This window comes from Spiribacter sp. 1M189 (genome assembly GCF_040838345.1).
Lineage (GTDB): Bacteria > Pseudomonadota > Gammaproteobacteria > Nitrococcales > Nitrococcaceae > Spiribacter > Spiribacter insolitus.
This window is the reverse complement of record NZ_JBAKFF010000001.1, coordinates 1445995-1468224: the sequence shown is the minus strand read 5'-3', so window position 1 is coordinate 1468224 and position 22230 is coordinate 1445995. Positions and strand designations below refer to the sequence as shown.

Annotated in this window: 22 protein-coding genes; 8 read left to right on the top strand and 14 right to left on the bottom strand. The window is 65.2% G+C overall.

Annotated features, from left to right (window positions below; translation table 11 throughout):
- Positions 1–3 precede the first annotated feature (3 nt).
- From urtC to urtE, 3 genes are read left to right on the top strand one after another with little or no spacing between them, the layout of a single operon-like run.
- Positions 4–1134 carry an urea ABC transporter permease subunit UrtC gene (gene urtC, locus V6X30_RS07385; protein ID WP_367983976.1) on the top strand — a complete coding sequence of 377 codons (1131 nt, stop codon included), beginning with the start codon at positions 4–6 and terminating at the stop codon, positions 1132–1134.
- Positions 1131–1967: an urea ABC transporter ATP-binding protein UrtD gene (gene urtD / locus V6X30_RS07380; protein WP_367983975.1), complete on the top strand. Its 837-nt coding sequence runs from the start codon at positions 1131–1133 to the stop codon at positions 1965–1967. Before urtC ends, urtD begins: the two co-directional genes overlap by 4 nt.
- Positions 1968–1970: 3 nt before the next feature.
- The gene (gene urtE, locus V6X30_RS07375) at positions 1971–2660 is read left to right on the top strand and encodes an urea ABC transporter ATP-binding subunit UrtE (protein ID WP_367983974.1); all 690 of its coding nucleotides are present in this window, start codon (positions 1971–1973) and stop codon (positions 2658–2660) included.
- Here urtE and V6X30_RS07370 read toward each other — a convergent pair.
- Positions 2611–4143, bottom strand: a complete 1533-nt coding sequence (locus tag V6X30_RS07370; RefSeq protein ID WP_367983973.1) for a YifB family Mg chelatase-like AAA ATPase — start codon at positions 4141–4143, stop codon at positions 2611–2613. The two genes, urtE and V6X30_RS07370, sit on opposite strands and share 50 nt — an antisense overlap.
- 58 nt (positions 4144–4201) lie before the next feature.
- On the bottom strand, positions 4202–4480 hold the full coding sequence (gene ubiK / locus V6X30_RS07365) for a ubiquinone biosynthesis accessory factor UbiK (protein ID WP_367983972.1): 279 nt from the start codon (positions 4478–4480) through the stop codon (positions 4202–4204).
- Between the two features lie 262 nt (positions 4481–4742).
- Here ubiK and V6X30_RS07360 point away from each other — a divergent pair, with 262 nt between their 5' ends.
- The 3 genes from V6X30_RS07360 (at position 4743) to V6X30_RS07350 (ending at position 7350) form a co-directional block, all read left to right on the top strand.
- Complete coding sequence (locus V6X30_RS07360) at positions 4743–5081, top strand: P-II family nitrogen regulator (RefSeq protein ID WP_367967353.1); 339 nt, start codon at positions 4743–4745, stop codon at positions 5079–5081.
- 24 nt (positions 5082–5105) lie between these two features.
- Positions 5106–6341, top strand: a complete 1236-nt coding sequence (locus V6X30_RS07355) for an ammonium transporter (protein WP_367983971.1) — start codon at positions 5106–5108, stop codon at positions 6339–6341.
- 124 nt (positions 6342–6465) lie between these two features.
- Positions 6466–7350, top strand: a complete 885-nt coding sequence (locus tag V6X30_RS07350) for an NAD(P)-dependent oxidoreductase (protein WP_367983970.1) — start codon at positions 6466–6468, stop codon at positions 7348–7350.
- A 10-nt stretch (positions 7351–7360) separates the two neighbouring features.
- Here V6X30_RS07350 and V6X30_RS07345 read toward each other — a convergent pair whose 3' ends face one another.
- From V6X30_RS07345 to V6X30_RS07335, 3 genes are all read right to left on the bottom strand, one after another.
- Positions 7361–8023, bottom strand: a complete 663-nt coding sequence (locus V6X30_RS07345) for an SPOR domain-containing protein (RefSeq protein ID WP_367983969.1) — start codon at positions 8021–8023, stop codon at positions 7361–7363.
- A 2-nt stretch (positions 8024–8025) separates the two neighbouring features.
- Positions 8026–9786: an arginine--tRNA ligase gene (gene argS / locus V6X30_RS07340; protein WP_367983968.1), complete on the bottom strand. Its 1761-nt coding sequence runs from the start codon at positions 9784–9786 to the stop codon at positions 8026–8028.
- Positions 9787–9852: 66 nt separating this feature from the next.
- Complete coding sequence (locus V6X30_RS07335) at positions 9853–12042, bottom strand: primosomal protein N' (protein WP_367983967.1); 2190 nt, start codon at positions 12040–12042, stop codon at positions 9853–9855.
- A 68-nt stretch (positions 12043–12110) separates the two neighbouring features.
- On the opposite strand from V6X30_RS07335, the gene V6X30_RS07330 reads away from it, so the two are divergent.
- Complete coding sequence (locus tag V6X30_RS07330; protein ID WP_367983966.1) at positions 12111–12668, top strand: TIGR02444 family protein; 558 nt, start codon at positions 12111–12113, stop codon at positions 12666–12668.
- On the opposite strand, the gene V6X30_RS07325 is transcribed toward V6X30_RS07330, so the two are convergent.
- The 4 genes from V6X30_RS07325 to V6X30_RS07310 form a co-directional block, all read right to left on the bottom strand.
- On the bottom strand, positions 12665–13093 hold the full coding sequence (locus V6X30_RS07325) for a hypothetical protein (RefSeq protein WP_367983965.1): 429 nt from the start codon (positions 13091–13093) through the stop codon (positions 12665–12667). The two genes, V6X30_RS07330 and V6X30_RS07325, sit on opposite strands and share 4 nt — an antisense overlap.
- Before the next feature lie 17 nt (positions 13094–13110).
- A complete protein-coding gene (locus V6X30_RS07320) occupies positions 13111–14538 on the bottom strand; it encodes an NAD(P)(+) transhydrogenase (Re/Si-specific) subunit beta (RefSeq protein WP_408022369.1) in 1428 nt (475 codons plus the stop codon).
- A 62-nt stretch (positions 14539–14600) separates the two neighbouring features.
- The gene (locus V6X30_RS07315) at positions 14601–14909 is read right to left on the bottom strand and encodes an NAD(P) transhydrogenase subunit alpha (protein ID WP_367967343.1); all 309 of its coding nucleotides are present in this window, start codon (positions 14907–14909) and stop codon (positions 14601–14603) included.
- The gene (locus V6X30_RS07310; RefSeq protein WP_367983963.1) at positions 14909–16039 is read right to left on the bottom strand and encodes a Re/Si-specific NAD(P)(+) transhydrogenase subunit alpha; all 1131 of its coding nucleotides are present in this window, start codon (positions 16037–16039) and stop codon (positions 14909–14911) included. Before V6X30_RS07310 ends, V6X30_RS07315 begins: the two co-directional genes overlap by 1 nt.
- Before the next feature lie 255 nt (positions 16040–16294).
- Here V6X30_RS07310 and V6X30_RS07305 point away from each other — a divergent pair, with 255 nt between their 5' ends.
- The gene (locus V6X30_RS07305; protein WP_367984557.1) at positions 16295–16885 is read left to right on the top strand and encodes an HNH endonuclease; all 591 of its coding nucleotides are present in this window, start codon (positions 16295–16297) and stop codon (positions 16883–16885) included.
- Here the strand turns inward: V6X30_RS07305 and V6X30_RS07300 are convergent.
- The 5 genes from V6X30_RS07300 to V6X30_RS07280 form a co-directional block, all read right to left on the bottom strand.
- Complete coding sequence (locus V6X30_RS07300) at positions 16882–17631, bottom strand: MlaA family lipoprotein (protein ID WP_367983962.1); 750 nt, start codon at positions 17629–17631, stop codon at positions 16882–16884. The two genes, V6X30_RS07305 and V6X30_RS07300, sit on opposite strands and share 4 nt — an antisense overlap.
- A 37-nt stretch (positions 17632–17668) precedes the next feature.
- Positions 17669–18682 (bottom strand): CDP-6-deoxy-delta-3,4-glucoseen reductase, encoded by a 1014-nt coding sequence (locus V6X30_RS07295; protein WP_367983961.1) that lies wholly within the window; start codon positions 18680–18682, stop codon positions 17669–17671.
- Positions 18679–20157 carry a 4-hydroxy-3-polyprenylbenzoate decarboxylase gene (gene ubiD / locus V6X30_RS07290; RefSeq protein ID WP_367983960.1) on the bottom strand — a complete coding sequence of 493 codons (1479 nt, stop codon included), beginning with the start codon at positions 20155–20157 and terminating at the stop codon, positions 18679–18681. Before ubiD ends, V6X30_RS07295 begins: the two co-directional genes overlap by 4 nt.
- 28 nt (positions 20158–20185) lie before the next feature.
- On the bottom strand, positions 20186–20956 hold the full coding sequence (xth, locus tag V6X30_RS07285; protein ID WP_367983959.1) for an exodeoxyribonuclease III: 771 nt from the start codon (positions 20954–20956) through the stop codon (positions 20186–20188).
- A gap of 97 nt (positions 20957–21053) precedes the next feature.
- Complete coding sequence (locus V6X30_RS07280) at positions 21054–22226, bottom strand: FAD-dependent oxidoreductase (RefSeq protein WP_367983958.1); 1173 nt, start codon at positions 22224–22226, stop codon at positions 21054–21056.
- Positions 22227–22230: the final 4 nt, after the last annotated feature.

The following is a 22230-nucleotide window of genomic DNA, read 5'->3' as shown; positions in this document are numbered from 1 at the left end:
CCCATGGCGGCGAATGAAATCACTGCAACCCGGCTGATCCCACAGGCGCCGCATCGGCGTATCCTGCATGGCGATCTCGGTGGGCGCATCCTGCTGGGCGTCCTCGCGGCGATGATCGTGGTGGTGCCGGTGCTCAACCTCATGGTGCCGGCGGATTCGCCATTTCACGTCTCCACCTATGCGGTCACTTTGATGGGCCGTTACCTGTGCTTTGCCCTGCTGGCGCTGGCACTGGATCTGGTCTGGGGCTACTGCGGCATCCTCAGCCTCGGCCACGGCGCCTTCTTTGCCCTCGGCGGCTATGCCATGGGTATGTATCTCATGCGCCAGATCGGTGACCGAGGGGTCTACGGCGATCCGTTACTACCCGACTTCATGGTCTTTCTGGGCTGGGAACAGCTGCCCTGGTTCTGGTACGGCTTTGACCACTTCTGGTTTGCCGCCCTCATGGTCCTCGCCGTGCCCGGGCTCCTGGGTTTCGTCTTTGGCTGGCTTGCCTTCCGCTCGCGGGTCACGGGTGTCTACCTGTCGATCATCAGTCAGGCGATGACCTATGCGCTCATGCTGGCATTCTTCCGCAACGAGATGGGCTTCGGCGGAAATAACGGGCTCACCGACTTCAAGGACATCCTGGGTTTCAGCATTTCGGCGCCGGGTACGCGCGTGGCACTTTTCATGGCCTCGGGGCTGGCGCTCGCGGCGAGTTATCTGATCTGTCGGATGATCGTGCGCTCCCGGCTGGGCCGGGTGGTGACGGCAGTCCGTGACGCCGAACCGCGAACCCGTTCGCTGGGGTATCGCACCGACCGCTACAAACTCTGGGTCTGGACCGTCTCGGCAATGCTCTCGGGTCTGGCGGGTGCGCTCTACGTGCCCCAGGTCGGCATCATCAATCCCAGCGAGTTCTCGCCGCTCAACTCGATCGAGGCCGTCGTCTGGGTGGCCGTCGGTGGGCGCGGTACGCTCTACGGCGCGGCACTCGGCGGTGCGCTGGTGAATTACGCACAGACGTTGCTCACGGCCATGCTGGCCGAGCTGTGGCTGTTCGTTCTGGGTGGCCTTTTCGTTGCCGTCACCCTGTTCTTCCCCCGTGGGTTGGTTGGCCTGCTGCGCCGCCGGGGTGACGGATCATGAAGTGGCTGGATGCTACCCGCGAGGTCATGCGCCGCGACCAGGTCTTTGATGTGGTGCGGCCGGCACAACCGGTCTCTGCAGGGCTGGATACGCGGCATGGTCCAATCCTCTACCTCGAGGATGTGACGGTGAGCTTCGATGGCTTTCGCGCGCTCAACGAGCTCACTCTGTATATCGACGATGGCGAACTGCGCTGCATCATCGGTCCCAACGGCGCGGGCAAGAGCACGATGATGGATGTGATTACCGGCCGGACGCGCCCGGATCACGGTGCGGCCTGGTTCGGCCAGAGGCTGGATCTGTTGCGTATGGATGAGACTGAAATCGCCGGTGCCGGCATCGGCCGCAAGTTCCAGAAGCCCACCGTGTTTCCGCATCACCGAGTTGTCGAGAACCTGGAGCTCGCCATGGCCGGTCCCCGGGGAGTGTGGTCGGCATTGGGGGCTCGCCTCTCGGGTGAAGCCCGTGACCGGATCGACAGCGTGCTGAAAGAGATCGGGCTCGGAGAGGCCGGCCACGAGTTGGCCGGCAAGCTCTCTCATGGTCAGAAGCAGTGGCTTGAGATCGGCATGCTGCTCATGCAGAACCCGCGTGTCCTGCTGGTCGATGAGCCCGTGGCTGGAATGACGCATCAGGAGATGGACCGGACGGCGGAACTGCTCACACGACTTGCTGGCCGGCATTCGGTGGTCGTGGTCGAGCATGACATGGAGTTTGTCCGCTCGATTGCCCGACAGGTGACAGTGCTCCATCAGGGTGGAGTACTCGCGGAGGGCAGCATGGATGAAGTGCAGTCCGATCCGCGTGTCGTGGAAGTCTATCTCGGAGAATAGTCGGTGCTCTCGATCAGTCAGCTCAATCAATTCTACGGCGAAAGCCATACCCTCTGGGATGTCGATCTGGAGGTGCCTGCTGGCGGTTGCACCTGCCTGATGGGTCGAAACGGCGTTGGCAAGACCACCGTTCTGAAAACCATCATGGGGCTGCTGCCGGCCGCCTCTGGTGAGATCCGCTTTGATGGTCGGCGGATCAACGGCGATGCCACGGAGCGGCGCGCCCGCGGGGGTATCGGCTATGTGCCCCAGGGGCGTGAGATCTTTCCCCTGCTCACTGTTGAGGAAAACCTGCGCATCGCCCGAGCCGCCATCGGGCGGCGTGACATCCCGGAGATCGTCCATGATCTTTTCCCCGTCCTCCACGAGATGCGCCATCGCCGCGGCGGTGATCTCTCGGGTGGGCAGCAGCAACAGCTGGCCATCGGACGGGCGCTCTGTCTCGAGCCCTCGCTGCTGATGCTCGATGAGCCGACCGAGGGCATCCAGCCCAATATTGTTCGGGAGATCGGCGATATCATCCGCCGTCTGAATCGCGAACAGGGGCTGACCGTGCTGCTCGTCGAGCAGAAACTGCCGTTTGCCCGACGTACGGCGGATACGTTCGCCATACTCGATCGGGGCCGCTCGGTAGCCGCGGGGGTCATGGGCGAGCTGGATGATTCGCTCGTGCAGCGATATCTGACGGTCTGAGGCGTTCACGGTAAGCGAGCGCCTCGCCCACATGCGTGGACGTCACCCGATCGTGGCCTTCGAGGTCCGCGATGGTCCGGGCGATGCGCAGGCACCGATGCCACCCTCTGGCGGATAGGCCAAGTTGTCGGGTCGCCGATTTCATCAGGCCCCGGCTTTTCTGGTCGAGCCGACAGCGCTGGCGGGTGAGCGCTGCGTTCAGCGCCGCTGCGGGCATGCCGTCGCGGTCCATCTGTCGGGCACGCGCCGCGCACACCCGCTCACGCACCGTCTCGGTGGTCTCCGGGACGTCGGCGGTATCCAGTTCCTCGGCTGGAAGCGGCGGGACGTCGATCTGCAGATCGATGCGATCCAGCAGGGGACCGCTGATGCGGTTGCGGTACTGCTGGATCTGGCTGGGTGTGCAACGGCATTCGTTGTCCTTGTCGCCCAGGTGGCCACACGGGCAGGGGTTCATGGCCGCCACCAGCTGGAATCGGGCCGGGAAGCGGATCTTCGCGCTGGCCCGAGACACGCTGATGGCGGCCGTCTCGAGAGGCTCGCGCAGCGCCTCCAGTGCCTCGCGCGGGAACTCCGGCAGCTCATCGAGAAACAGGACGCCATGGTGGGCGAGGGAGATCTCCCCGGGTCGAGGTCTGGCGCCGCCACCGGTCAGTGCGCGAGCGGAGGCGCTGTGGTGGGGGTGTCGGAATGGCCGACGGCACCAGTCCGTCGGATCGAACTCGCCCTCCGCCACCGAGTGGACCGCCGCTGACTCCATGGCCTCGGCCGGGGTCATGGCGGGGAGCAATCCGGGCAGCCGGGCCGCCAGGAGGCTTTTGCCGCTGCCTGGAGGCCCGGATAGAAGCAGGCTGTGGCCCCCGGCGGCGGCGATCTCCAGCGCGCGCCGGGCCCGGCGCTGGCCGATCACATCCCCGAGATCGGGCATCGACGGCGCCGCTGAGGATTGCCTGGGGCTGGCCCTGCCAAGGCGCCGCTTACCGGTCAGGTGGCGGCAGACCTCCCGTAGATGGCGCGCACCATGCACGGCTTGGCTCGCCAGTGCCGCCTCGGCCGCATTCGCCTGTGCCACGATCAGTGACTCACCGGCCTCCGCGCAGCGCAGTGCGATCGGCAGAGTGCCGTTGACGGGACGCAGGTCGCCGGAGAGGGCCAGCTCCGCGCAGAAAACGACATCCTCCAGCCCCTGCGCCGGGAGCTGCCGCGATGCCACGAGGATGCCCAGCGCGATGGCCAGGTCGAAACGCGCGCCATCCTTGGGCAGATCGGCGGGCGCGAGATTGACGGTGATGCGCCGCCGCGGGAACTCAAAGCCGCTGGTGGTCAGCGCACCGCGGACGCGATCCCTCGCCTCACGCACGGCGGTATTGGGCAGGCCGACGATGGAGAGGGACGGCAGCCCGCCGCCCAGATGAACCTCAACGCTGACCCGCGGCGCGTCGATACCGACAGCGGCGCGGGCCCGGATCAGTGCCAGTGACATGGCGACGCACCTCCCTGTGCGAAGCTGAAGATCTGATCAGGCAGAGTGCCGGGTCAAATCACTCCCCGGCTTTCTCCGGTGTGGAATCCTCGGGTCCGGGGCTGCCTTCGAGTTGGGCGACGCGGGCCTCGAGGGCCTCGAGGCGTTCCCGGGTGCGCGCCAGCACTTTGGCCTGGGCGTCGAATTCCTCGCGGGTGACGAGCTCCATACGGCTGAACGCGCTCTGTAGCGCTACCCGGGCATTCTTCTCGACCTCCTGCTGAAAGTCTCGCACGCCGCTGGGCAGACTCTCCGAGAAACGTTTGGCCATATCGTCGAGCTGTTTGGGATCGAGCATGGTTTTCACCTCTCTGGCTGTGCTCCCAGTTTAAGCGCTCGACCGGGATTTCCCAATGCGACGGTTGCGCAGAATTGGTGCATCCGACGGGCGGAGCATGCACTAGTAGAGTGCAGGCGGGCGTATGCGCTCAGCCATCGATCGGTGGCCGCCTGAAAATGTTGCGATGCAACGGCTGGCACGATCCCTGCATTCTCCCCTGGCGAGTTTTTACCGTTCACGGGCACAGGGTTGATACCGGGCCCTACTGGGGAGATCAGGCATGAAGCTAATCACCGCCATTATCAAGCCGTTCAAGCTCGATGATGTCCGGGAGTCGCTCTCGGAGATCGGGGTTCAGGGCGTCACCGTTACCGAGGTCAAGGGATTCGGCCGCCAGAAGGGCCATACCGAGCTCTACCGCGGTGCGGAATATGTCGTCGACTTTCTACCCAAGATGAAGGTCGAGGTGGTTCTCGAGGACGGCCTCGTCGAGCGCGCCACCGAGGCCATCAGCAAGGCGGCGAACACCGGCAAGATCGGTGACGGAAAGATTTTCGTCTCGCCTGTCGAGCAGGCCGTCCGCATCCGGACCGGCGAGACCGACAAAGACGCACTCTAATTCCCGTTTCAGGAGTATTGACCGATGAATGAAGTGATTGAACTGGCGTACGCGCTGGATACCTTCTACTTCCTGATCAGCGGTGCGCTGGTCATGTGGATGGCGGCCGGCTTTGCCATGCTCGAGTCGGGTCTCGTGCGGGCCAAGAATACCGCCGAGATCCTCACCAAGAACGTGGCGCTGTATTCCATCGCCTCCATCATGTACCTGCTCTGCGGCTATCAGATCATGTACGGCGGCGGCTCGGGGTTCATCCCGAACTTCGGCATGCTGATCGGGGCCGACAACACGGTCGCGAGTGTGGTTGATGGCGATGCCTACTACTCGGTGATGTCCGACTTCTTCTTCCAGGTCGTGTTCGTGGCAACGGCCATGTCCATTGTCTCGGGTGCCGTCGCGGAACGCATGAAGCTCTGGAGCTTCCTCATCTTCGCCATCGTCATGACCGGCTTCATCTACCCCGTCCAGGGCTTCTGGAAGTGGGGCGGCGGCTTCCTGGACGCCGCGGGCTTCCAGGATTTCGCCGGTTCGGGTGTAGTGCATATGACCGGTGCCGCCGCCGCGCTTGCAGGCGTGATCCTGCTCGGGGCGCGCAAGGGCAAATACGGTGCTAACGGTGAGGTCAAGGCCATCCCGGGCTCCAACATGCCCCTGGCGACGCTGGGTACATTCATCCTGTGGCTGGGCTGGTTCGGCTTCAACGGTGGCTCGCAGCTCGTCATCACGAACGTGCTCGACGCCAACGCGGTGGCTGCAATCTTCGTCAACACCAACACCGCTGCGGCCGGCGGCGTTGTCGCGGCGTTGCTCACGGCCCGTGCGATGTTCGGCAAGGCCGATCTCACCATGGCGCTGAACGGCGGGATCGCAGGCCTTGTGGCGATCACGGCCGAGCCGCTGACCCCGGCGCCATTGCTGGCGACCTTCATCGGCGCCGTGGGTGGTGTACTGGTGGTGTTCTCCATCGTGACCCTCGACAAGCTCAAGATCGACGATCCGGTGGGTGCCATCTCGGCCCACGGTACGGTCGGTATCTGGGGCCTGATCGCCGTGATCTTCAGCAACGACGCCGCGAGCATCGGCGGCCAGTTGCTGGGCATCATCTCCATCTTCCTGTGGGTGTTCATCTCGGCGTTCATCGTCTGGAGCATCCTCAAGGCCACGCTGGGTATCCGCGTGAGCGAGGAAGAGGAGTACGAAGGGCTTGATGTCGGCGAGTGCGGTCTGGAGGCCTATCCAGAGTTCACCCGTACCCAGTAATTCCGATCCGGTTTCGGAGTCCACGACGGGCGCCTTCGGGCGCCCGTTTTTTTGCGTGTGATCCCCGCAGTGCCTGCGGTAGACTGCCGGCAAATGCTCGGTCAAACCGATGGAGGGAGAGCGCATGAAGGTGGGAGTCGCTGGGCTTGGTGTCATGGGTCGGGCCATGGCCCGCAACCTCGCCTCGGCCGGGCTGCTGGCCGGGGTCTGGAACCGAACGCGGTCACGCGGAGAGGCCGTGGCCGAAGAACTGAATGTGTCCCTGGCCGACGATCCGGCGGCGCTTGCTCGTCTATGCGAGGTCGTGATCACCTGCGTGAGTGCGGATGAGGACCTGCTGGAGGTCATCGAGGCGCTGCGTCCGGGGCTGGCTGCCGGCAAGGTGGTCGTCGATACCTCGACGGTCGGCGTGGATACGGCGGAAACCGTGGCGGAACGCCTGCACGAGGAGGGTGTCGCTTTCCTGGATGCGCCGGTGACCGGTGGCCCGGAGGGCGCCGAGGCCGGCACATTGCAGATCATGGTCGGTGGCGACCCCGAGGTGCTTGAGCGGATCCAGCCGGCCATGCTCGCCATTGGCAGCCAGGCCACGCATTTCGGGCCGGCCGGCTATGGTCAGCGGGCCAAGGCGGTCAATCAGGTGATGGTCGCTGGTATCGTCCAGGCGATCAGCGAGGCATTGTCCTTCGCCGATGCCAGCGGGCTCGATACCGAGCGGTTGCTTCCGGTGCTCACTGGTGGCGCAGCGGGCAGTCGGCTGCTTGAGCGTCGCGGGAGTCGCATCCTGGCAGGCGACTTCGAGCCGGGTTTTCGCGTGGTGCTGCACCACAAGGATCTCAATCTATGCCGACGTCTGCTGCAGTCCATGGACGTGAATCTGCCCATGGTGGAAATGACCATCAAGCATTACGAGCGGCTGATCGAGCAGGGCTACGGCGAAGAGGACACGTCGGCTCTGTACCGGCTGAAGCGCCAACTGTTCGAAACCGGTAATCGCAAGAGCCTCTGAGGCTCGTTTCTCAACCGCCGGCCCGGAGCAGGATGGCGTCGATCTGCTGGCCGGCCATGCGCTCCCGCGCGGCATTGACGCGCTGCAGATCCGCGAACGGACCGATGCGCACACGATGCCAGGTTTCTCCGCCGGGAAGCTCGACGACCTGGATACGCGCTTCGATGCCGAGCAGGGCCAGGCTGGCCTTTAGCGATTCGGCATCCGATGCGTTTCGAAAGGAGCCCGCCTGAAGCAGGTAACGGGCACCGCCGGTGGTCTCCAAGGTGTCCGCATCGCCACTGTTTGACTCGGGCGGTTGTGTTGCCGGTTCGCCTCCCGGCTCATTGGCGTCGGGCAGGGCGCCCTCGTTATCCAGGGTCTCGGCATCGCGGCTGGCGACTTCTACCTCCTGCTCGCTTAGCAGACGATAGAACTCGAAGCGTGGTTGATCCCTCTCGCTACTGGCTGTCGGCTCGCCGCTGGCCCCGTCTGCCGTACGACTGCTTGTGGGACGGTCCGGGCGCGTATGCTCCAGATGAACGACCAGGGCCACCATCAGGCCCATGGCGAGTCCTGTGATCCCCCATATGACGGGGCTTCGCTGCCGCCCGCCGGCGCTGGCATTCGGCTTGCGGCTTGCCTGCCCGCTCCCGCGGGCCGGTTTTTTGCTGGTCTTGCCCTTGGTCGCCACGGTTACATCCGGTCCGGCGCCGACACGCCCAGCAGCCCCAGTCCATTGCGGATGACCTGGCGGATCGCCTGAATCAGCGCCAGGCGGGCGTCGCGCAGCGCCGCGTCTTCGACCAGGAAGGTATGGGCGTTGTAGTAGGTATGGAACCCGCCTGCCAGTTCCCTCAGGTACTGGGCGATCTGATGGGGCTCGTGGCTGATGGCCGCGCCCTCGACCACCTCGGTATATCGTCCGAGCGTCTGCAGCAGGAGCTGTTCGTGATCCTCGGAGAGCCGGTCAATGGCGCCGAGCCCCCTGTCGAGGTCATGATCGATGCCGCGGTCGGTCATCTGCCGCAGCACGCTGCAGACCCGCGCATGGGCATACTGGATGTAGTAGACCGGGTTGTCATTGGACTGGGACTTGGCCAGCTCGAGATCGAAGTCCAGATGCTGCTCGGGTCGGCGCATGACGTAGAAAAACCGGGCAGCGTCATTGCCAACCTCCTCGCGGAGTTCGCGCAGTGTGACGAACTCCCCCGACCGGGTGGACATGGGCAGCCGCTCGTGGCCACGGTAGAGGATCGCGAACTGTACAAGCCGGAACTCGAGGCGCGCGGTGTCATGGTCGAATGCCGCCAGACTGGCCCGCACGCGGGCCATGTAGCCGTGGTGATCGGCTCCGAACACATCGATGGCGCGCCCGAAGCCGCGCTCGAACTTATCCAGATGATAAGCGATGTCCGAGGCGAAGTAGGTGGTCTGTCCGTCTGCCCGCCGGACCACACGATCCTTGTCGTCGCCGTAGTCGGTAGAGCGGAACCACTGGGCGCCATCCTGTTCGTAGAGTGTTCCAGCCGCCTGCAGACGTTGCAGGGCGCGCTCCACGGCACCGGTCTCCACCAGATCACGCTCGCTGAACCAGCGGTCGTAGCGAACGCCAAAGGCGGCCAGGTCCTCTTCGATGTCGTGCCGAATGGCCTCGATCGAGGCGTCGACGATCTCCCGGTAGTGTGTCGGGCCCAGAAGGGTTCGTGCCCGGTCGGTCAGGGCATCGATGTAGCGTTCCTTGTCACCGCCGGCATGGGCATCCGCGGGTAGGCCATCGGTCAGCTCCGAGGCGGTGATACGGTAGCGTTCTCCCGCCTCGGCCTCGAGATCACGGGCGATGGCATGGATATAATCGCCGCGATAGCCGTTGGCCGGGAACTCGATCGCCTCGCCGCGATGTTCCAGGTAGCGGATCAGTACACTCACGGCCAGGATGTGGATCTGACGGCCGGCATCATTGACGTAGTACTCGTGATGCACATCATAGCCGGCCGCCTCCAGAACGTTGCCCAGGGCTCCGCCGAATGCGGCGCCGCGGCCATGTCCGACATGAAGCGGGCCGGTGGGGTTGGCTGAGACGTATTCGATGATGACCCGCTCGCCAGCGCCGTGATTGGATCGGCCGAACTCCCCCGCCTCGCGGTGGATGCGCTCGACAACGGCGTTGGCGGCATCCTGGGTCAGGAAGAAATTGATGAAGCCGGGACCGGCGACCTCGGCGCGATCGACATGGGGATGGACGGGCAGCCTCTCCACCAGGGCCGTAGCGAGCTCCCGTGGTGGTTTACCGACCGGTTTGGCAAGACGCATCGCCAGATTGCTGGCGTAATCCCCATGGCCGCTGCCGCGACCCCGCTCGAGCTGGATATCCACCGACTCGGGCAGGCTGAGTGACTCACTGTCGGCCAGGGACTGCAGTGCCTGACGAAGCAGATCGGCCAGTTCTTCTTTCATGGTCGGGTTCGATATCCGGCTGGCAAAGAGCGCCCATTATCCGGCCTCTTTCTCGGGGTTCAAGCGCTATAGCGTCTCGGCCGGGTCGACATCAATCGACCAGCGCACGCGGCGGGCCTCGGGAAGGCTGCCCAGTGCCGGCAGCCACTGCGTCAGGAGATTCTGAAGGGGGGCGCGCAGGTCGGACTGAAGCATGACCTGTGCGCGATAGCGCCCGGCACGACGCTCCATCGGCGCGGGGTAGGGCCCGAGCCGTTCAACCCGCGGATCATGAGGGGCCTCGGCCAATGCGGATTTGAGGAATGCCTGCGGTGCCTCTCGGGAGGTCGCCTCGGCCCTTAACAGGGCCATGGCCCGTGCCGGCGGCAGGCCTGCGGCCTCGCGCTCGGCCAATGCGGCCTCGGCGAACGCCGGGTAGCCGCCGTGGACCAGCATCTGCAGAAGCGGATGCTCGGGGTGATGCGTCTGGATGGCCACTTCGCCGGCCCGTTCGGCTCGGCCTGCCCGGCCAGCGACTTGAACCACGAGTTGCGCGAGGCGCTCCGGCGCGCGGAAGTCCGCGCCAAAGAGCCCCTGGTCGGCATCAATGATGGCGACCAGCGTGACCGCCGGCAGGTGGTGGCCCTTCGCCAGCATTTGGGTTCCCAGAAGCAGCCGGGTCTCACCGCGCCTCGCCGCCTCCATCTGACGCTCGAAACTGCCCCGTCGGCGGGTGCTGTCCCGATCGATGCGCGCGGGCGGCGTGTCGGGAAAGGCGGCCTGCAGCGCGGTTTCAATGCGCTCGGTGCCGAGGCCCAGCGGCCGTAGGTCGACGCTTCCGCAACTCGGGCAATGGTGCGGGACCGGGCGGTCCCGATCGCAGTGGTGACATTGCAGCCGCCGGCGTCCGCGGTGATAGGTGTATCGGGCGTCGCAACGATCACACTCCGCAAGCCATCCGCATTCATGACAGATCAGCGTGGGAGCGAAGCCGCGCCGGTTGAGAAATAAAAGCACCTGGCCGTTGGCCTGCAGATGTCGCTGGATCTGCTCGACAAGCGGCCGTGACAGGCCGTCCTGAGTGGGTTGACCGCGCATGTCCAGCAGCTGGATGACCGGCGGCCGTGCTTCACCGGCTCGCTGCCGCAGTCGGCAGCACGTGTAGCGCCCCCGGCGCACGTTCTCGAGGCTCTCCAGCGAGGGGGTGGCAGAGCCCAGTACAACGGGAATATCCAGCCGGTGGGCCCGCAGCACGGCCAGATCCCGGGCCGAGTAGCGGAAACCCTCCTGTTGCTTGAGCGAGGCGTCATGCTCCTCGTCGATGACGATCAGGCCCGGCCGTGGCAGCGGTACGAAGGCGGCCGACCGTGTACCGATGATGACGTCCGCTTCGCCGGCCCGCGCGGCGAGCCAGGCGTTGAGGCGCTCACCGTCCCCCAGTCCGGAATGCAGTACGGCGATACGGCCCGACAGTCGCTGCTGGAAGCGGCGGACGAGCTGTGGCGTGAGTCCGATCTCGGGCACGATGATCAGTGTCTGAAGACCCTGGGTCAGGGCGCGGGCGATGGCATCCAGATAGACCTCGGTCTTGCCGCTGCCGGTGACGCCGTCGATGAGGACGACCTCGTGACCCGGACCGGGTTGAATCGCTCGAGCCGCCTCGACCTGCTCCTCATTGAGTGTCAGGTTCGATTCTTCGCCGCGGCCGAGGATCAGCCCATAGTCGGGAGCCTGCGTGAGCGAGGCCAGACCGCGCTCGACAAGGCGCTGCAACGCGCCACGGGCGTCGCCGTCAAACCCGGCAAGCCGGGCCGTCGACAGGCTCCCCTCCGCCTGTAGCGCCTCCAGCAGTGCGGCCTGCCGCGGGGCGCGGCGTTCCAGGGCGTGCGGATTGATCTCCCGGCCCTCGGCGGTGATCGCCCAAGCGGACTCAATGGCAGGCTCGGCCGGCTGGCCCTGTCGCAGGCGGACCGGCAAGGCAGCCAGATAGGCGTCACCCGGGGGATGATGATAGTAATGCGCCGCCCATTCGATCAGGCTCGTCATCTCCTCATCGAGCAGCGGCTCGTCGTCGAGCACCGTGATGATTGTTCTCAGACGATCCGACGGGAGGTTGCTGGTGGTCGGCGCAGCGGTCACGACACCGACCAGTTCGCGGCGGCCCAGCGGCACACGAACCCGTGAGCCACGCGGGGGCAGGGGCATACGCAAGGGCACCAGGTAATCGAGTGGTTCGGGAAAGGGCCCGGGCACAGCGACGCGAATGGTCTTGGTCATGCCATGGATTGTTCGTCGCCTGCCGATTCGGCGCAAGCCCGATAATCGAGGCTGCTAGAATCCAGCGTATGTCGAGGCAGAGCAAAGAGACCGCCGCTGAAGTCTGGTCGCTGACACTCGCCACCTACGCTGGTGAGGGGGTGGCGGCGGCCTGCATTGGGCTCCAGGATCGCCACGGGGTTGGCGTCAGTAACCTTCTTGCACTCATGGGGCTGTCTGCCGTGGGCTACCCCGTGAGAGATGCCCACACCATGGACAGGGTCTTGCGAAGGGCCGAGGCCTGGCAGGAGAGGGTCATTGACCCCCTGCGCGGGGTGCGGCGCGAGCTTCCGGATGCCGCGCCGGCGGAGATTGAGAAGGCCGCAAGGGATGTCCGGCGGGCACTTCTCAACCAGGAGATCGAGACCGAGCGCCTGCAGCAGGAACTCGTCGTCACCGACGTTCTGCACAACGTGACCGGGATGGCAGGAGTATCCACCGATGTCGAGCGGGTGCGTTCGGCGGAGAGCGTGGCCAGGCTATACCTGGCCCGCTTTGTCGAGGTCTGGAGTGACGTCGAGGAGGCAGCGCTGCAGTGCCTCCTCGACGCGATGGCGGGCGACCGCGCCGGGCCGTCGCCGCATTAGCCCAGCTGGATGCCGCCGCCCGGCACACCACCGCCGGGAGCGCCGCCACCACCCATGCCACCCATGCCGCCGCCCATCTGGTCCGGCGTCATGATGCGGGAGGCCTGTTCGCGCTGCATCTCCTTGAGCTGCTCCATGGTCTGTTCCAGCGCCGCCTGCGCGGCCGCCGGGAATGCCGCCACGGCCTCCTCCAGACTGCTGGCATCGAGCTCGAAGTTGAGCGGCAGCCCTCCCACGGGTGTCATCACCTGCGTGTTGCCAAGGTAGAGCACCGGACGGCTTTCGTCCGGCCGGCCGTCCCGGGTGACCGGTGTGAGCCGCTGGATGCTGCCGACGCGGCGGTCGGTGAAGTTTTCTTCCTGGTACAGCCCGTCGGCATCCACCGTGAGCTGTTCCATGGTTTCCTGGGTTTCCGCGTCCGTCATGTTCGCTCCCGCTGTTCTTACAGGCCCTTGACGGCCTGAACCATGCCACCGGCGACCTTCTGGCCGTCGCCGAAGACCATCCGCGTGTTCTCACCGAAGAACAGTGCGTTTTCCACCCCTGAGAATCCGGTGCCACGGCCACGCTTGATCACCAGCACGTTCTCGGCTTCATCCACATTGAGGATGGGCATGCCGTAGATCGGGCTGGAGGGATCGTCCCGGGCGGCGGGGTTGACCACGTCGTTGGCGCCGATCACCACGGCGACATCGGTGGTGGCGAATTCTTCGTTGATGTCTTCCATGTCGAAGATCATGTCGTAGGGCACGCCGGCCTCGGCCAGAAGCACATTCATGTGTCCGGGCATGCGTCCCGCCACCGGATGAATGGCGAATTTGACCTCCACACCGCGGTCCTGAAGAAGCTCGACGAGCTCCCAGATCTTGTGCTGCGCCTGCGCCACGGCCATGCCGTAACCGGGCACGATGATGACCCGTTCGGCATAGGCCATCATGATGCCGGCGTCCTCGGCCGAGACGTCCTTCATCTCGCCTTCCGGCCCCTCGCTGGTGGCGCCCTCCTCGGCACCCCAGCCGGCGAACAGGACGTTGGTGATCGGCCGGTTCATGGCCTTGGCCATGAGCTGCGTGAGCAGCGTGCCCGCGGCGCCCACCACCGTACCGGCGATGATCATGGCCGGGTTGCCGATGGCGTAACCCTCGAATGCCACCGCCAGGCCCGTGAGCGCGTTGAACAGCGAGATGATCACCGGCATGTCGGCGCCGCCGATGGGAACGGCCACGAACACGCCGAAGAGCAGGCCGAGGGCGAAGAAGATCGCCACGACCGCCAGGCTGTCGGTGAAGAAGGTCATGATCCCGAAGATGATCGCGAGCGCGAACACCAGGATATTGACCAGCTGCTGCGCCGGCACCAGGCGATTACGCTTCATGCGCCCGTCGAGCTTGGCCCAGGCCACAAGGGAGCCGGAAAAGGCCACGGTGCCAATGAACGCACCGAGGATGGCGAGGATCGCCACGTCGGTGCCAAGGGCGCCCGCCACGCCGGCGCTGCCGGCGCCGTCGGCACGCAGGGCGGCAGTGGCGGCGTTGACGCTGATGCCCGCATCAGCGGCCAGGGCCTGCGCCTGATTCTGCAGATCACCCGGCAGGGTACGGAGTGCGCGCAGCATCTCGACGCCCGCGATAGCTGCGGCGGCGCCACCACCCATGCCGTTGTAGAGCGCGACCATCTGCGGCATTTCGGTCATGCCAACGCGCCGCCCCGACCACCAGGCGAGTGCGCCGGCCACGGCGATGCCGATGACGATGAGCACATAGTTGGTCACGCCATGGACCGCCGGGTGCAGGAAAGTCACCAGGGTGGCGAGGACCATGCCGACGCCTGCCCAGATGATGCCCTTGCGCGCCGTTCTCGGCGAGCTCATGGCCTTCAGGCCGACGATGAAGAGGATGGCCGCGAGGAGGTAACTCAGCTGGACGATGAAATTCATTCCTGCGCCCCCTTCTTCTGCTCATCCTTGCTCTTGAACATCTCCAGCATGCGCTCGGTGACCACGTAGCCACCCACCGCATTGCCGGCGGCAAGCACGACCGCGATGAAGCCGACCACCTGTTCGGCGACGGTCTCGGCATGGCCCAGCACCACCATGGCGCCGACCACGACGATGCCGTGAACAAAGTTGGAGCCGGACATCAGCGGCGTATGCAGGATGACCGGAACCCGACTGATGACCTCGAAGCCGGCGAAACCCGCCAGCATGAAAATGTAGATTGCGACAAAGCCTTCGATCGCCATTACTTGTCTCCTTCCATGCGCTCGCGGGTGGGCGCATGCCGGATTTCGCCCTCGTGGGTGAGACAGCTGTCCGCGACCACCTGGTCTTCCCAGTCCAGCTGGATTTCGCCGTCTTTGATGATCAGCGCCAGCAGGTTGCAGAGGTTGCGTGCATACATCTCGCTGGCGTGGGTGGCCGCCATGCTGGGGATGTTCCTGGGGCCGGCGATCGTGACGCCCTGATGGTTGACTTCCTTACCGGCCTCGGTCAACTCGCAGTTGCCACCAGTCTCCGCGGCCATGTCGACGATCACCGAGCCGGCCTTCATGCGCTCTACCGTGGCCTTGTCGATGATCTTCGGCGCCGGCCGTCCCGGAATCGATGCGGTGGTGACCACAGCATCCGCCTGCGCGATATGCTGAGCGAGGACCTCGGCCTGCTGAGCCTTCTCTTCTTCGGTCAGCTCCCGGGCGTATCCGCCCTCACCCTCGGCGCTGACGCCGGTGTCGATGAACTTGCCGCCCAATGACTCGACCTGCTCCTTGGTCGCTGACCGGACGTCGTAGGCCTCCACGATGGCGCCCAGGCGCTTGGCGGTGGCGATGGCCTGCAGACCGGCCACGCCGGCGCCGATAATGACCACGCGGGCGGGCCGGACCGTGCCGGCTGCGGTGGTGAGCATCGGGAAGAGCTTGGGCGAGAGGTGCGCCGCCATGAGCGAGCACTTGTACCCGGCGATGTTGGCCTGGGAGGACAGTGCGTCAATGGACTGTGCCCGGGTGATTCGCGGCACCAGCTCCAGCGCGAAACTCGTTACCTTGCGCTTGTTGAGGTTACGAATCCGGCTGTCGCCTTCGTGCGGGCTCATGAAACCCAGTAGCAGCGATCCTTCCGGCAGCTTTCCGGCCTCCTCAACGCTCGGCGGCTGAACGCGCAGCACGATGTCGGCGCCCTTGTAGAGATCCTCGGCGCCGTCGGCCCAGCTGACCCCCTCGTAGAGATCGTCGGTAAATCCGGCGCTCTCGCCGGCGCCCCGCTGTACGCGAACCTCGGCGCCCAGCTTGTCCAGCTGTTTGAGGACGCTGGGGACGATGGCGACCCGGCGCTCTCCGTTGGCCGTTTCCTTGGGTACGGCGATGGTGATGCTCATCGGGTTTTCTCCTGTCCTTAGGCGGTCTATCTCGACCGGCGGACCGGCGATTCTACAACAAAGGGACAGTAAAACACCCTTGCCTGTGTCGGGTCATCCACCCGCGCGCGGTCATTATCCTGTCATGCTTGCACATCAGGCTGAAGCGCTGGATGATCTGGATTGATCGATCTGTGCGCGATCGCGGCGCGTGATACGAGGGCTAACGGCGTGATAACGCTGCAGCATCATATCCTGCGGACCGATATATCGGGGATGCCACTGGAGTGGATCACCTATCAGGATGCGGTCCGGCTCTACCATCTCGATCAGGTGGCCTATACCTGCGGTCGGCGGCTGTACCGGATCCGCGGCGGCTACAGTGCCCGCACCGGGCGCCGCAGCGTGATCGACGTCAACTCCATCATCGCCACCGCCGGCGCCATGCAGGCCTCGCTCAAGGGCAACCCCGGCTACCGGCCGCCGCTGAACAACGCCACGCTGTTTCGGCGTGATGATCATATCTGCCTCTACTGCGGAGAGAGCCGGCGGGTCCGGGAGTTGTCGCGGGATCACATCAAGCCGATCAGTCGCGGCGGTGTCGACACCTGGACCAACGTGGTCACGGCCTGCAAGCGGTGCAACAACCTCAAGGGCAACCGGACGCCGGAGCAGGCCGGGATGCAACTACTGGCAGTGCCCTTTGCGCCAACCCATGCCGAGTACGTTTATCTCCAGGGACGGCGGATACTGGCGGACCAGATGGCCTTCCTGCGCGCGCATTTCCCCCGCCGAAGCCCCCTCAGACAGCGCCTGGAGCGCCTGGCCGCGAGCGGCGCTGACGACCCGACGGTGCAATCGCACTAGATATCCGGGTCCTCGTTCATGTCCTCTAGGAAATCCGAGTAGGGGTCCTCGTCCATCGGCGGGTTGCCGTCATATATGGCGTTGCGGCGGTACTGGCGATAGGCCGATCGCGTGAACACGTACGGATCAATCGCGGCGTCGTCGCGGAACCGCGCCGCACCCTCCAGTTCGGCCCGGCTGTTGACGATATTCAGGGCGGTAAGGGTACCGAACGTCAGTGTGTCGATCGCCACGTAGGTGAGTACGTTGGTGTAGTAGGCCACCGGATAGCTGGTGGCATCCCGCGGACTGGAGGGCCCGAAAAGCGGCAGTACGAGGTAAGGGCCCGAGTCGACGCCCCATGTGCCAAGGGTCTGGCCGAAGTCCTCGGGCCGGCCCTCAATCCCGAGCCAGGATGACGCCGGATCGAAGAAGCCGAGAATGCCAACCGTGCTGTTGACTACAAAGCGCACGGTTTCCTTACCCGCACCGCCCGGCTTGCCCTGCAGCAGGTCGTTGAGAATGTAGCCCGGCGATTCCAGGTTGTGGAAGAAGTTGCTGACGCTGTTTCGGACATCCTGCGACGTCACGCGGGTCCAGCCCCGACTTGCCGGTCCGATGACGTAGTTGTCCAGCTCGTCGTTGAACACATAGACGCCCCGGTTGAAGCCCTCAAGGGGATCATTGGAGGCCTGGTTGCCGCTACTGGCGCAGCCCGCCAGCAAGGCGGCAAGTAGCAGCACGGCGATGGTTCTGGACAGGTTCATGAACGTTGCTCCGCTTGCCGGGCCGCCGTCATGACGGCTACTCCGGTGCTGCCTCGAAGGAATCATAATATAGCCGATCCGGCGGCAGACCGGCGTCGGCGAATGCCGTCCTGGCCGCGTTGATCATCGGTGGTGGTCCGCTCATGTAAATGTCGAAGTCGCCGAGTTCGGGGTAATCCTTGACGACCTGCTGGTGCACGAACCCCGTCGCGCCCTTCCAGCCATCGGACTCGGCCGGCTCTGACAGGACCGGCGTGTAGCTGATCTGCGGATGCTGCGCCGCCCACTCCCTCGGCAGATGGTCGAGGTAGAGATCCGGCCAGGCACGGGCACCCCAGTAGATATGCATTGGGCGTTCCACGCCGGTGTAGAGGGCATGCTCGACGATACCCTTGATCGGACCGAACCCGGTGCCACCCCCCATCAGGATCATGGGGCGGTCGCTGTCCTCGCGGAGGAAGAAATTGCCCAGTGGTCCCTCGAAACGCAGCAGGGCCCCCTCGCGCATCTCGTTGAAGACGTAGCCGGAGAAGACACCACCGGGCAGGTGCCGGATGTGCAGTTCGAGGAGTTCATCGTCGTGGGGTGCGTTCGCCAGGGAAAAACTCCGGCGCTGGCCCCCGCGTAGCAGGAAGTCGATGTACTGGCCGGCCAGGAAGGGCAGGCGTTTGTCGCGGGGTAGTTTGAGGAACAGTCGACGCACGTCCGCGGCGCATTCCTCCATACGCTCCACCCGCGCCGGCAGTCGCCGGGGTCGGATGTCGCCGGCGTCGTGGACTTCATTGACACGGATGACCAGGTCACTGGCGGGACGAGCCTGGCAGAAGAGTGCCTTGCCGTTGCTGTCCTGTTCGCTGTCGATCGCCGCGGGCAGTCCGTCGGGATAGGTGATGCTGCCCTCCACAATATCGCCCATGCACGTGCCGCAGGTGCCGCTGCGGCAGCTGTAGGGCAGCATGAGCCCCGCCCGCAAGGCGGCATCAATCACGCTCTCACCCTCTTCCACGTCGAAGGCATGATCGCTATCGGCGATACGTACGCGGTGCGTCATCGGCTGTCTCCGTCAATGCCCAGATCGGGCCAGAGTTGGTCCACTCGGTCGCTGACCGCCGGGTCCATCTGAATGGCCCGGCCCCACTCGCGCTCGGTTTCGCCCGGCCACTTGCTGGTGGCATCCATGCCCATCTTCGAACCCAGACCCGACACCGGAGAAGCGAAATCCAGGTAGTCGATGGGCGTATTCTCCACTAAGACCGTATCCCGGGCAGGATCCATGCGCGTGGTCATCGCCCAAATGACATCTTCCCAGCACCTCGCGTTCACATCATCGTCGGTGACAATAATGAATTTGGTGTACATGAACTGCCGCAGGAACGACCAGACACCCATCATGACGCGCTTGGCATGCCCGGGATACTGCTTGCGCATGGTGACCACCGCCATACGGTAGCTGCAGCCCTCCGGCGGCAGGTAGAAATCGACGATCTCCGGAAACTGACGCTGGAGGATGGGCACGAATACCTCGTTCAGCGCCACGCCCAGTATCGCCGGCTCGTCCGGCGGCCGGCCCGTATAGGTGCTGTGGTAGATCGGATCGTCGCGATGGGTGATCCGGTCGACGGTGAACACGGGGAAGTCGTCCACCTCGTTGTAATAGCCGGTGTGGTCGCCGAAGGGGCCCTCGGGGGCCATGTCATCAGGTTGGATATGGCCCTCGAGGACGATCTCCGCCGACGCCGGCACCTGCAGGTCGGAGCCCATGCAGTTGACCAGTTCCGTGCGGCTGCCGCGCAGCAGGCCGGCGAAGGCATACTCGGAGAGGCTGTCCGGTACCGGGGTGACGGCGCCGAGGAGGGTGGCCGGGTCGGCGCCCAGCGCGACGGTGATGGGGAACGGCTCGCCGGGGTGGGCCTGCTGCCAGTCGCGGAAGTCCAATGCGCCGCCACGGTGCGAGAGCCAGCGCATGATGACCCGGTTGCGGCCGATGACCTGCTGGCGGTAAATGCCCAGATTCTGGCGTTTCTGTCCGGGCCCGCGGGTGATCACCAGTGCCCAGGTGATGAGAGGGCCCGCATCGCCGGGCCAGCAGGTCTGGATAGGCAGCTGCCCCAGATCGACGTCGTCACCCTCGATGACGTTTTTCTGGCATGGCGCGCTGCGCCGGACCTTGGGCGCCATATCGAGCACCTTGCGGAACACCGGCAGGTTCTGCCAGGCCTCGCGCATGCCCTTGGGGGGTTCCGGCGACTTCAGGAAGGCCAGCAGTTCGCCGATTTCCCGGAGGGCATCGACGCTCTCGGCCCCCATGCCCAGTGCGACCCGTTCCGGCGTTCCGAAGAGGTTGCCGAGCACCGGCATGGAATGGCCGGTGGGGTTCTCGAACAGGATGGCCGGGCCGCCTCGGCGCAGGGTGCGGTCGCAGATCTCGGTCATCTCGAGGTTCGGGTCGACCTCGGCCGAGACCCGTTTCAGTTCGCCGCGGGCCTCGAGCTGGTCAATGAAGTCGCGCAGGTCGCGGTATTGCATGGGGGCTCCTGATGGACGTGCCGGCGGTTCAGACAGCGCGGAACTCGGCAACAACGGGGGCATGGTCGGATGGCCGTTCCCAGCCTCGTGGCACGGCATCCACAACGCTTTGCTCCAGCGCCCGGGTCAACGCCGGGCTGGTCAGGATCAGATCGATGCGCAGGCCGCGGTTGCGTTTGAAGTTGTTCATCCGGTAATCCCACCACGAGAAGGTGCCCTCGGGGTGGTCAAAGCGACGGAAGGTGTCCGTGAATCCGAGCTCGAGGATGGCGGCTAGGGCCTCTCGCTCGGGTGTGGAGCAAAGGATCTGCTCCTCCCACTCGGCCGGGGCATGGACATCGGCATCGGCCGGCGCGATGTTGAAATCGCCGACGACGGCGACGCGTTCATGGCGGTCGAGTTCGTCGCGCAGCCATTCCCGCAGATGGGCGAGCCAGGCCAGCTTGTAGTCGTACTTGTCCGTCCCCACCGCCTTGCCGTTGGGGACATACAGATTGATGAAACGCAGCCCGTCGATGGTGGTCGCGAGGACGCGGCGCTGCGGATCCTCGAAACCCGGTATGTCGAGGGCGATCTCCTGGAGCGGCGCGCGGGCCAGGACGGCCACGCCGTTGTAGGTTTTCTGGCCGGAGAAAGCGACCTCATAGCCGACTTCCCGAATGGCCTCGGCGGGGAATTTCTCGTCGATGAGCTTGGTCTCTTGCAGCCCGAGGACATCCGGCTGTGCAGTCTCAAGCCATTGCAGTACCTGCGGCAGACGCACATTGAGTGAGTTGACGTTCCACGAGGCGAGCTTCACGGGCGCTCTCCGGTTGGCATGACGAACAGTGCGCCGATTGTACTGGGTGATGGCCCGGCGTGCAGGGCCGCTCGAGCGCTCGGTTCGTGCCGCAGGTTCAATCGTCCCGTGTGCGGTATCGCCGCATGAACCGGCGGTCGATCCAGTCCTTGCAATGCCACAGCCACCGACCGCCGAAACCCAGCCAGCCCCGGGAGGCGACCGCGTAGCGATCACCGGTACTGATCAGGGCCAACCAATGACGCTGCGGACGCCAGGCCCGGACTGGCCGACCGGTCAGCGACCGGCGCAGGTTGGCGGCCAGTGGCGGGCCCTGACGCACTGCGACCACACCGGCCTTTTCCCGCGGGTGACGGACCATGCTGGCGATGTCACCCGCGGCGAAAACGTCCGGGTCGGTAACGGTCTGAAGGCTCTCACGGACCTTGATGAAGCCCTGGGAATCGAGCGCCAGCCCCGTCTCGCAAAGCCACTCGGGCCCGCCGGCGCGGGTAACCCAGACCACTTCATCGGCGCGATGATGCCGGCCGTCCTCGGTCTCAAGGCCGGTCGCGTCGACGGCACTGACGGCCGTGCCGCAATGCAGCCCGATGCCGCGTTCCGCCAACACATGCAGGAAGCGTCGCTGCACGCCGGTGGGATGCGTGGGCAGGATCGTCCGCCCGCGGGTGAACAGCGCGAATGCAAGTCGGTCCGGATCCTGGCCGAGCGCGTGGCATTCCCGACGCAGCCGATACTGCATGGCGAGCAGCAGTTCCACGCCTCCGGCGCCACCGCCAACGACGGCGATCCGCAGCCGCCTGCTGCCCTCACGGACCCGCGCCAGCAGGGCCAGCCAGCGGTCGTTGAAGCGATGAATGGGTTTGACAGCCACGGCATGCTCGGCAGCCCCCGTCGCCTCCAGACTCGGGGTCGAACCAATATTGAGGGACAGGCGGTCCCAGGGGAGGACATACCCGCTCTCGCAACGCACGGTCCGGTCCTCAAGCATCAGTCCCGTTGCGGTGTCCTGGATGAAGCGGGCCCCGGCGAATCGGGCCAGCCGGGCCAGATCGATATGCACATCGGCCCAGCGATAGTGGCCCGCCACATACCCCGGCAGCATGCCGGAGTAAGGCGTATGCCGATCGCGCGAAAGCAGGGTGAGCGCCATGTCCGCGACTGGATGTCGGCCAAATCGTCGCAACACCTCGACATGGCTATGGCCGCCACCGATCAGCAACAGTTTCCGGCCCGTGCCCGGCCCGGAGGAGGCTGCCGTGTGGGTCACGCCC

Coding starts and splice junctions, on each gene's coding strand:
- ubiK (WP_367983972.1), bottom strand. CDS start 4,480: ATGCTCGATCCCAAACAGCTCGACGATATGGCCAAACGTTTCTCGGAG.
- V6X30_RS07300 (WP_367983962.1), bottom strand. CDS start 17,631: ATGAACCTGTCCAGAACCATCGCCGTGCTGCTACTTGCCGCCTTGCTG.
- V6X30_RS07335 (WP_367983967.1), bottom strand. CDS start 12,042: ATGACCAAGACCATTCGCGTCGCTGTGCCCGGGCCCTTTCCCGAACCA.
- V6X30_RS07355 (WP_367983971.1), top strand. CDS start 5,106: ATGAATGAAGTGATTGAACTGGCGTACGCGCTGGATACCTTCTACTTC.
- V6X30_RS07305 (WP_367984557.1), top strand. CDS start 16,295: ATGCCACTGGAGTGGATCACCTATCAGGATGCGGTCCGGCTCTACCAT.
- V6X30_RS07315 (WP_367967343.1), bottom strand. CDS start 14,909: ATGGCGATCGAAGGCTTTGTCGCAATCTACATTTTCATGCTGGCGGGT.
- V6X30_RS07350 (WP_367983970.1), top strand. CDS start 6,466: ATGAAGGTGGGAGTCGCTGGGCTTGGTGTCATGGGTCGGGCCATGGCC.
- argS (WP_367983968.1), bottom strand. CDS start 9,786: ATGAAAGAAGAACTGGCCGATCTGCTTCGTCAGGCACTGCAGTCCCTG.
- urtD (WP_367983975.1), top strand. CDS start 1,131: ATGAAGTGGCTGGATGCTACCCGCGAGGTCATGCGCCGCGACCAGGTC.
- V6X30_RS07295 (WP_367983961.1), bottom strand. CDS start 18,682: ATGACGCACCGCGTACGTATCGCCGATAGCGATCATGCCTTCGACGTG.
- V6X30_RS07310 (WP_367983963.1), bottom strand. CDS start 16,039: ATGAGCATCACCATCGCCGTACCCAAGGAAACGGCCAACGGAGAGCGC.
- V6X30_RS07370 (WP_367983973.1), bottom strand. CDS start 4,143: ATGTCACTGGCACTGATCCGGGCCCGCGCCGCTGTCGGTATCGACGCG.
- urtC (WP_367983976.1), top strand. CDS start 4: ATGGCGGCGAATGAAATCACTGCAACCCGGCTGATCCCACAGGCGCCG.
- ubiD (WP_367983960.1), bottom strand. CDS start 20,157: ATGCAATACCGCGACCTGCGCGACTTCATTGACCAGCTCGAGGCCCGC.
- V6X30_RS07320 (WP_408022369.1), bottom strand. CDS start 14,538: ATGAGCTCGCCGAGAACGGCGCGCAAGGGCATCATCTGGGCAGGCGTC.
- V6X30_RS07330 (WP_367983966.1), top strand. CDS start 12,111: ATGTCGAGGCAGAGCAAAGAGACCGCCGCTGAAGTCTGGTCGCTGACA.
- V6X30_RS07325 (WP_367983965.1), bottom strand. CDS start 13,093: ATGACGGACGCGGAAACCCAGGAAACCATGGAACAGCTCACGGTGGAT.
- V6X30_RS07360 (WP_367967353.1), top strand. CDS start 4,743: ATGAAGCTAATCACCGCCATTATCAAGCCGTTCAAGCTCGATGATGTC.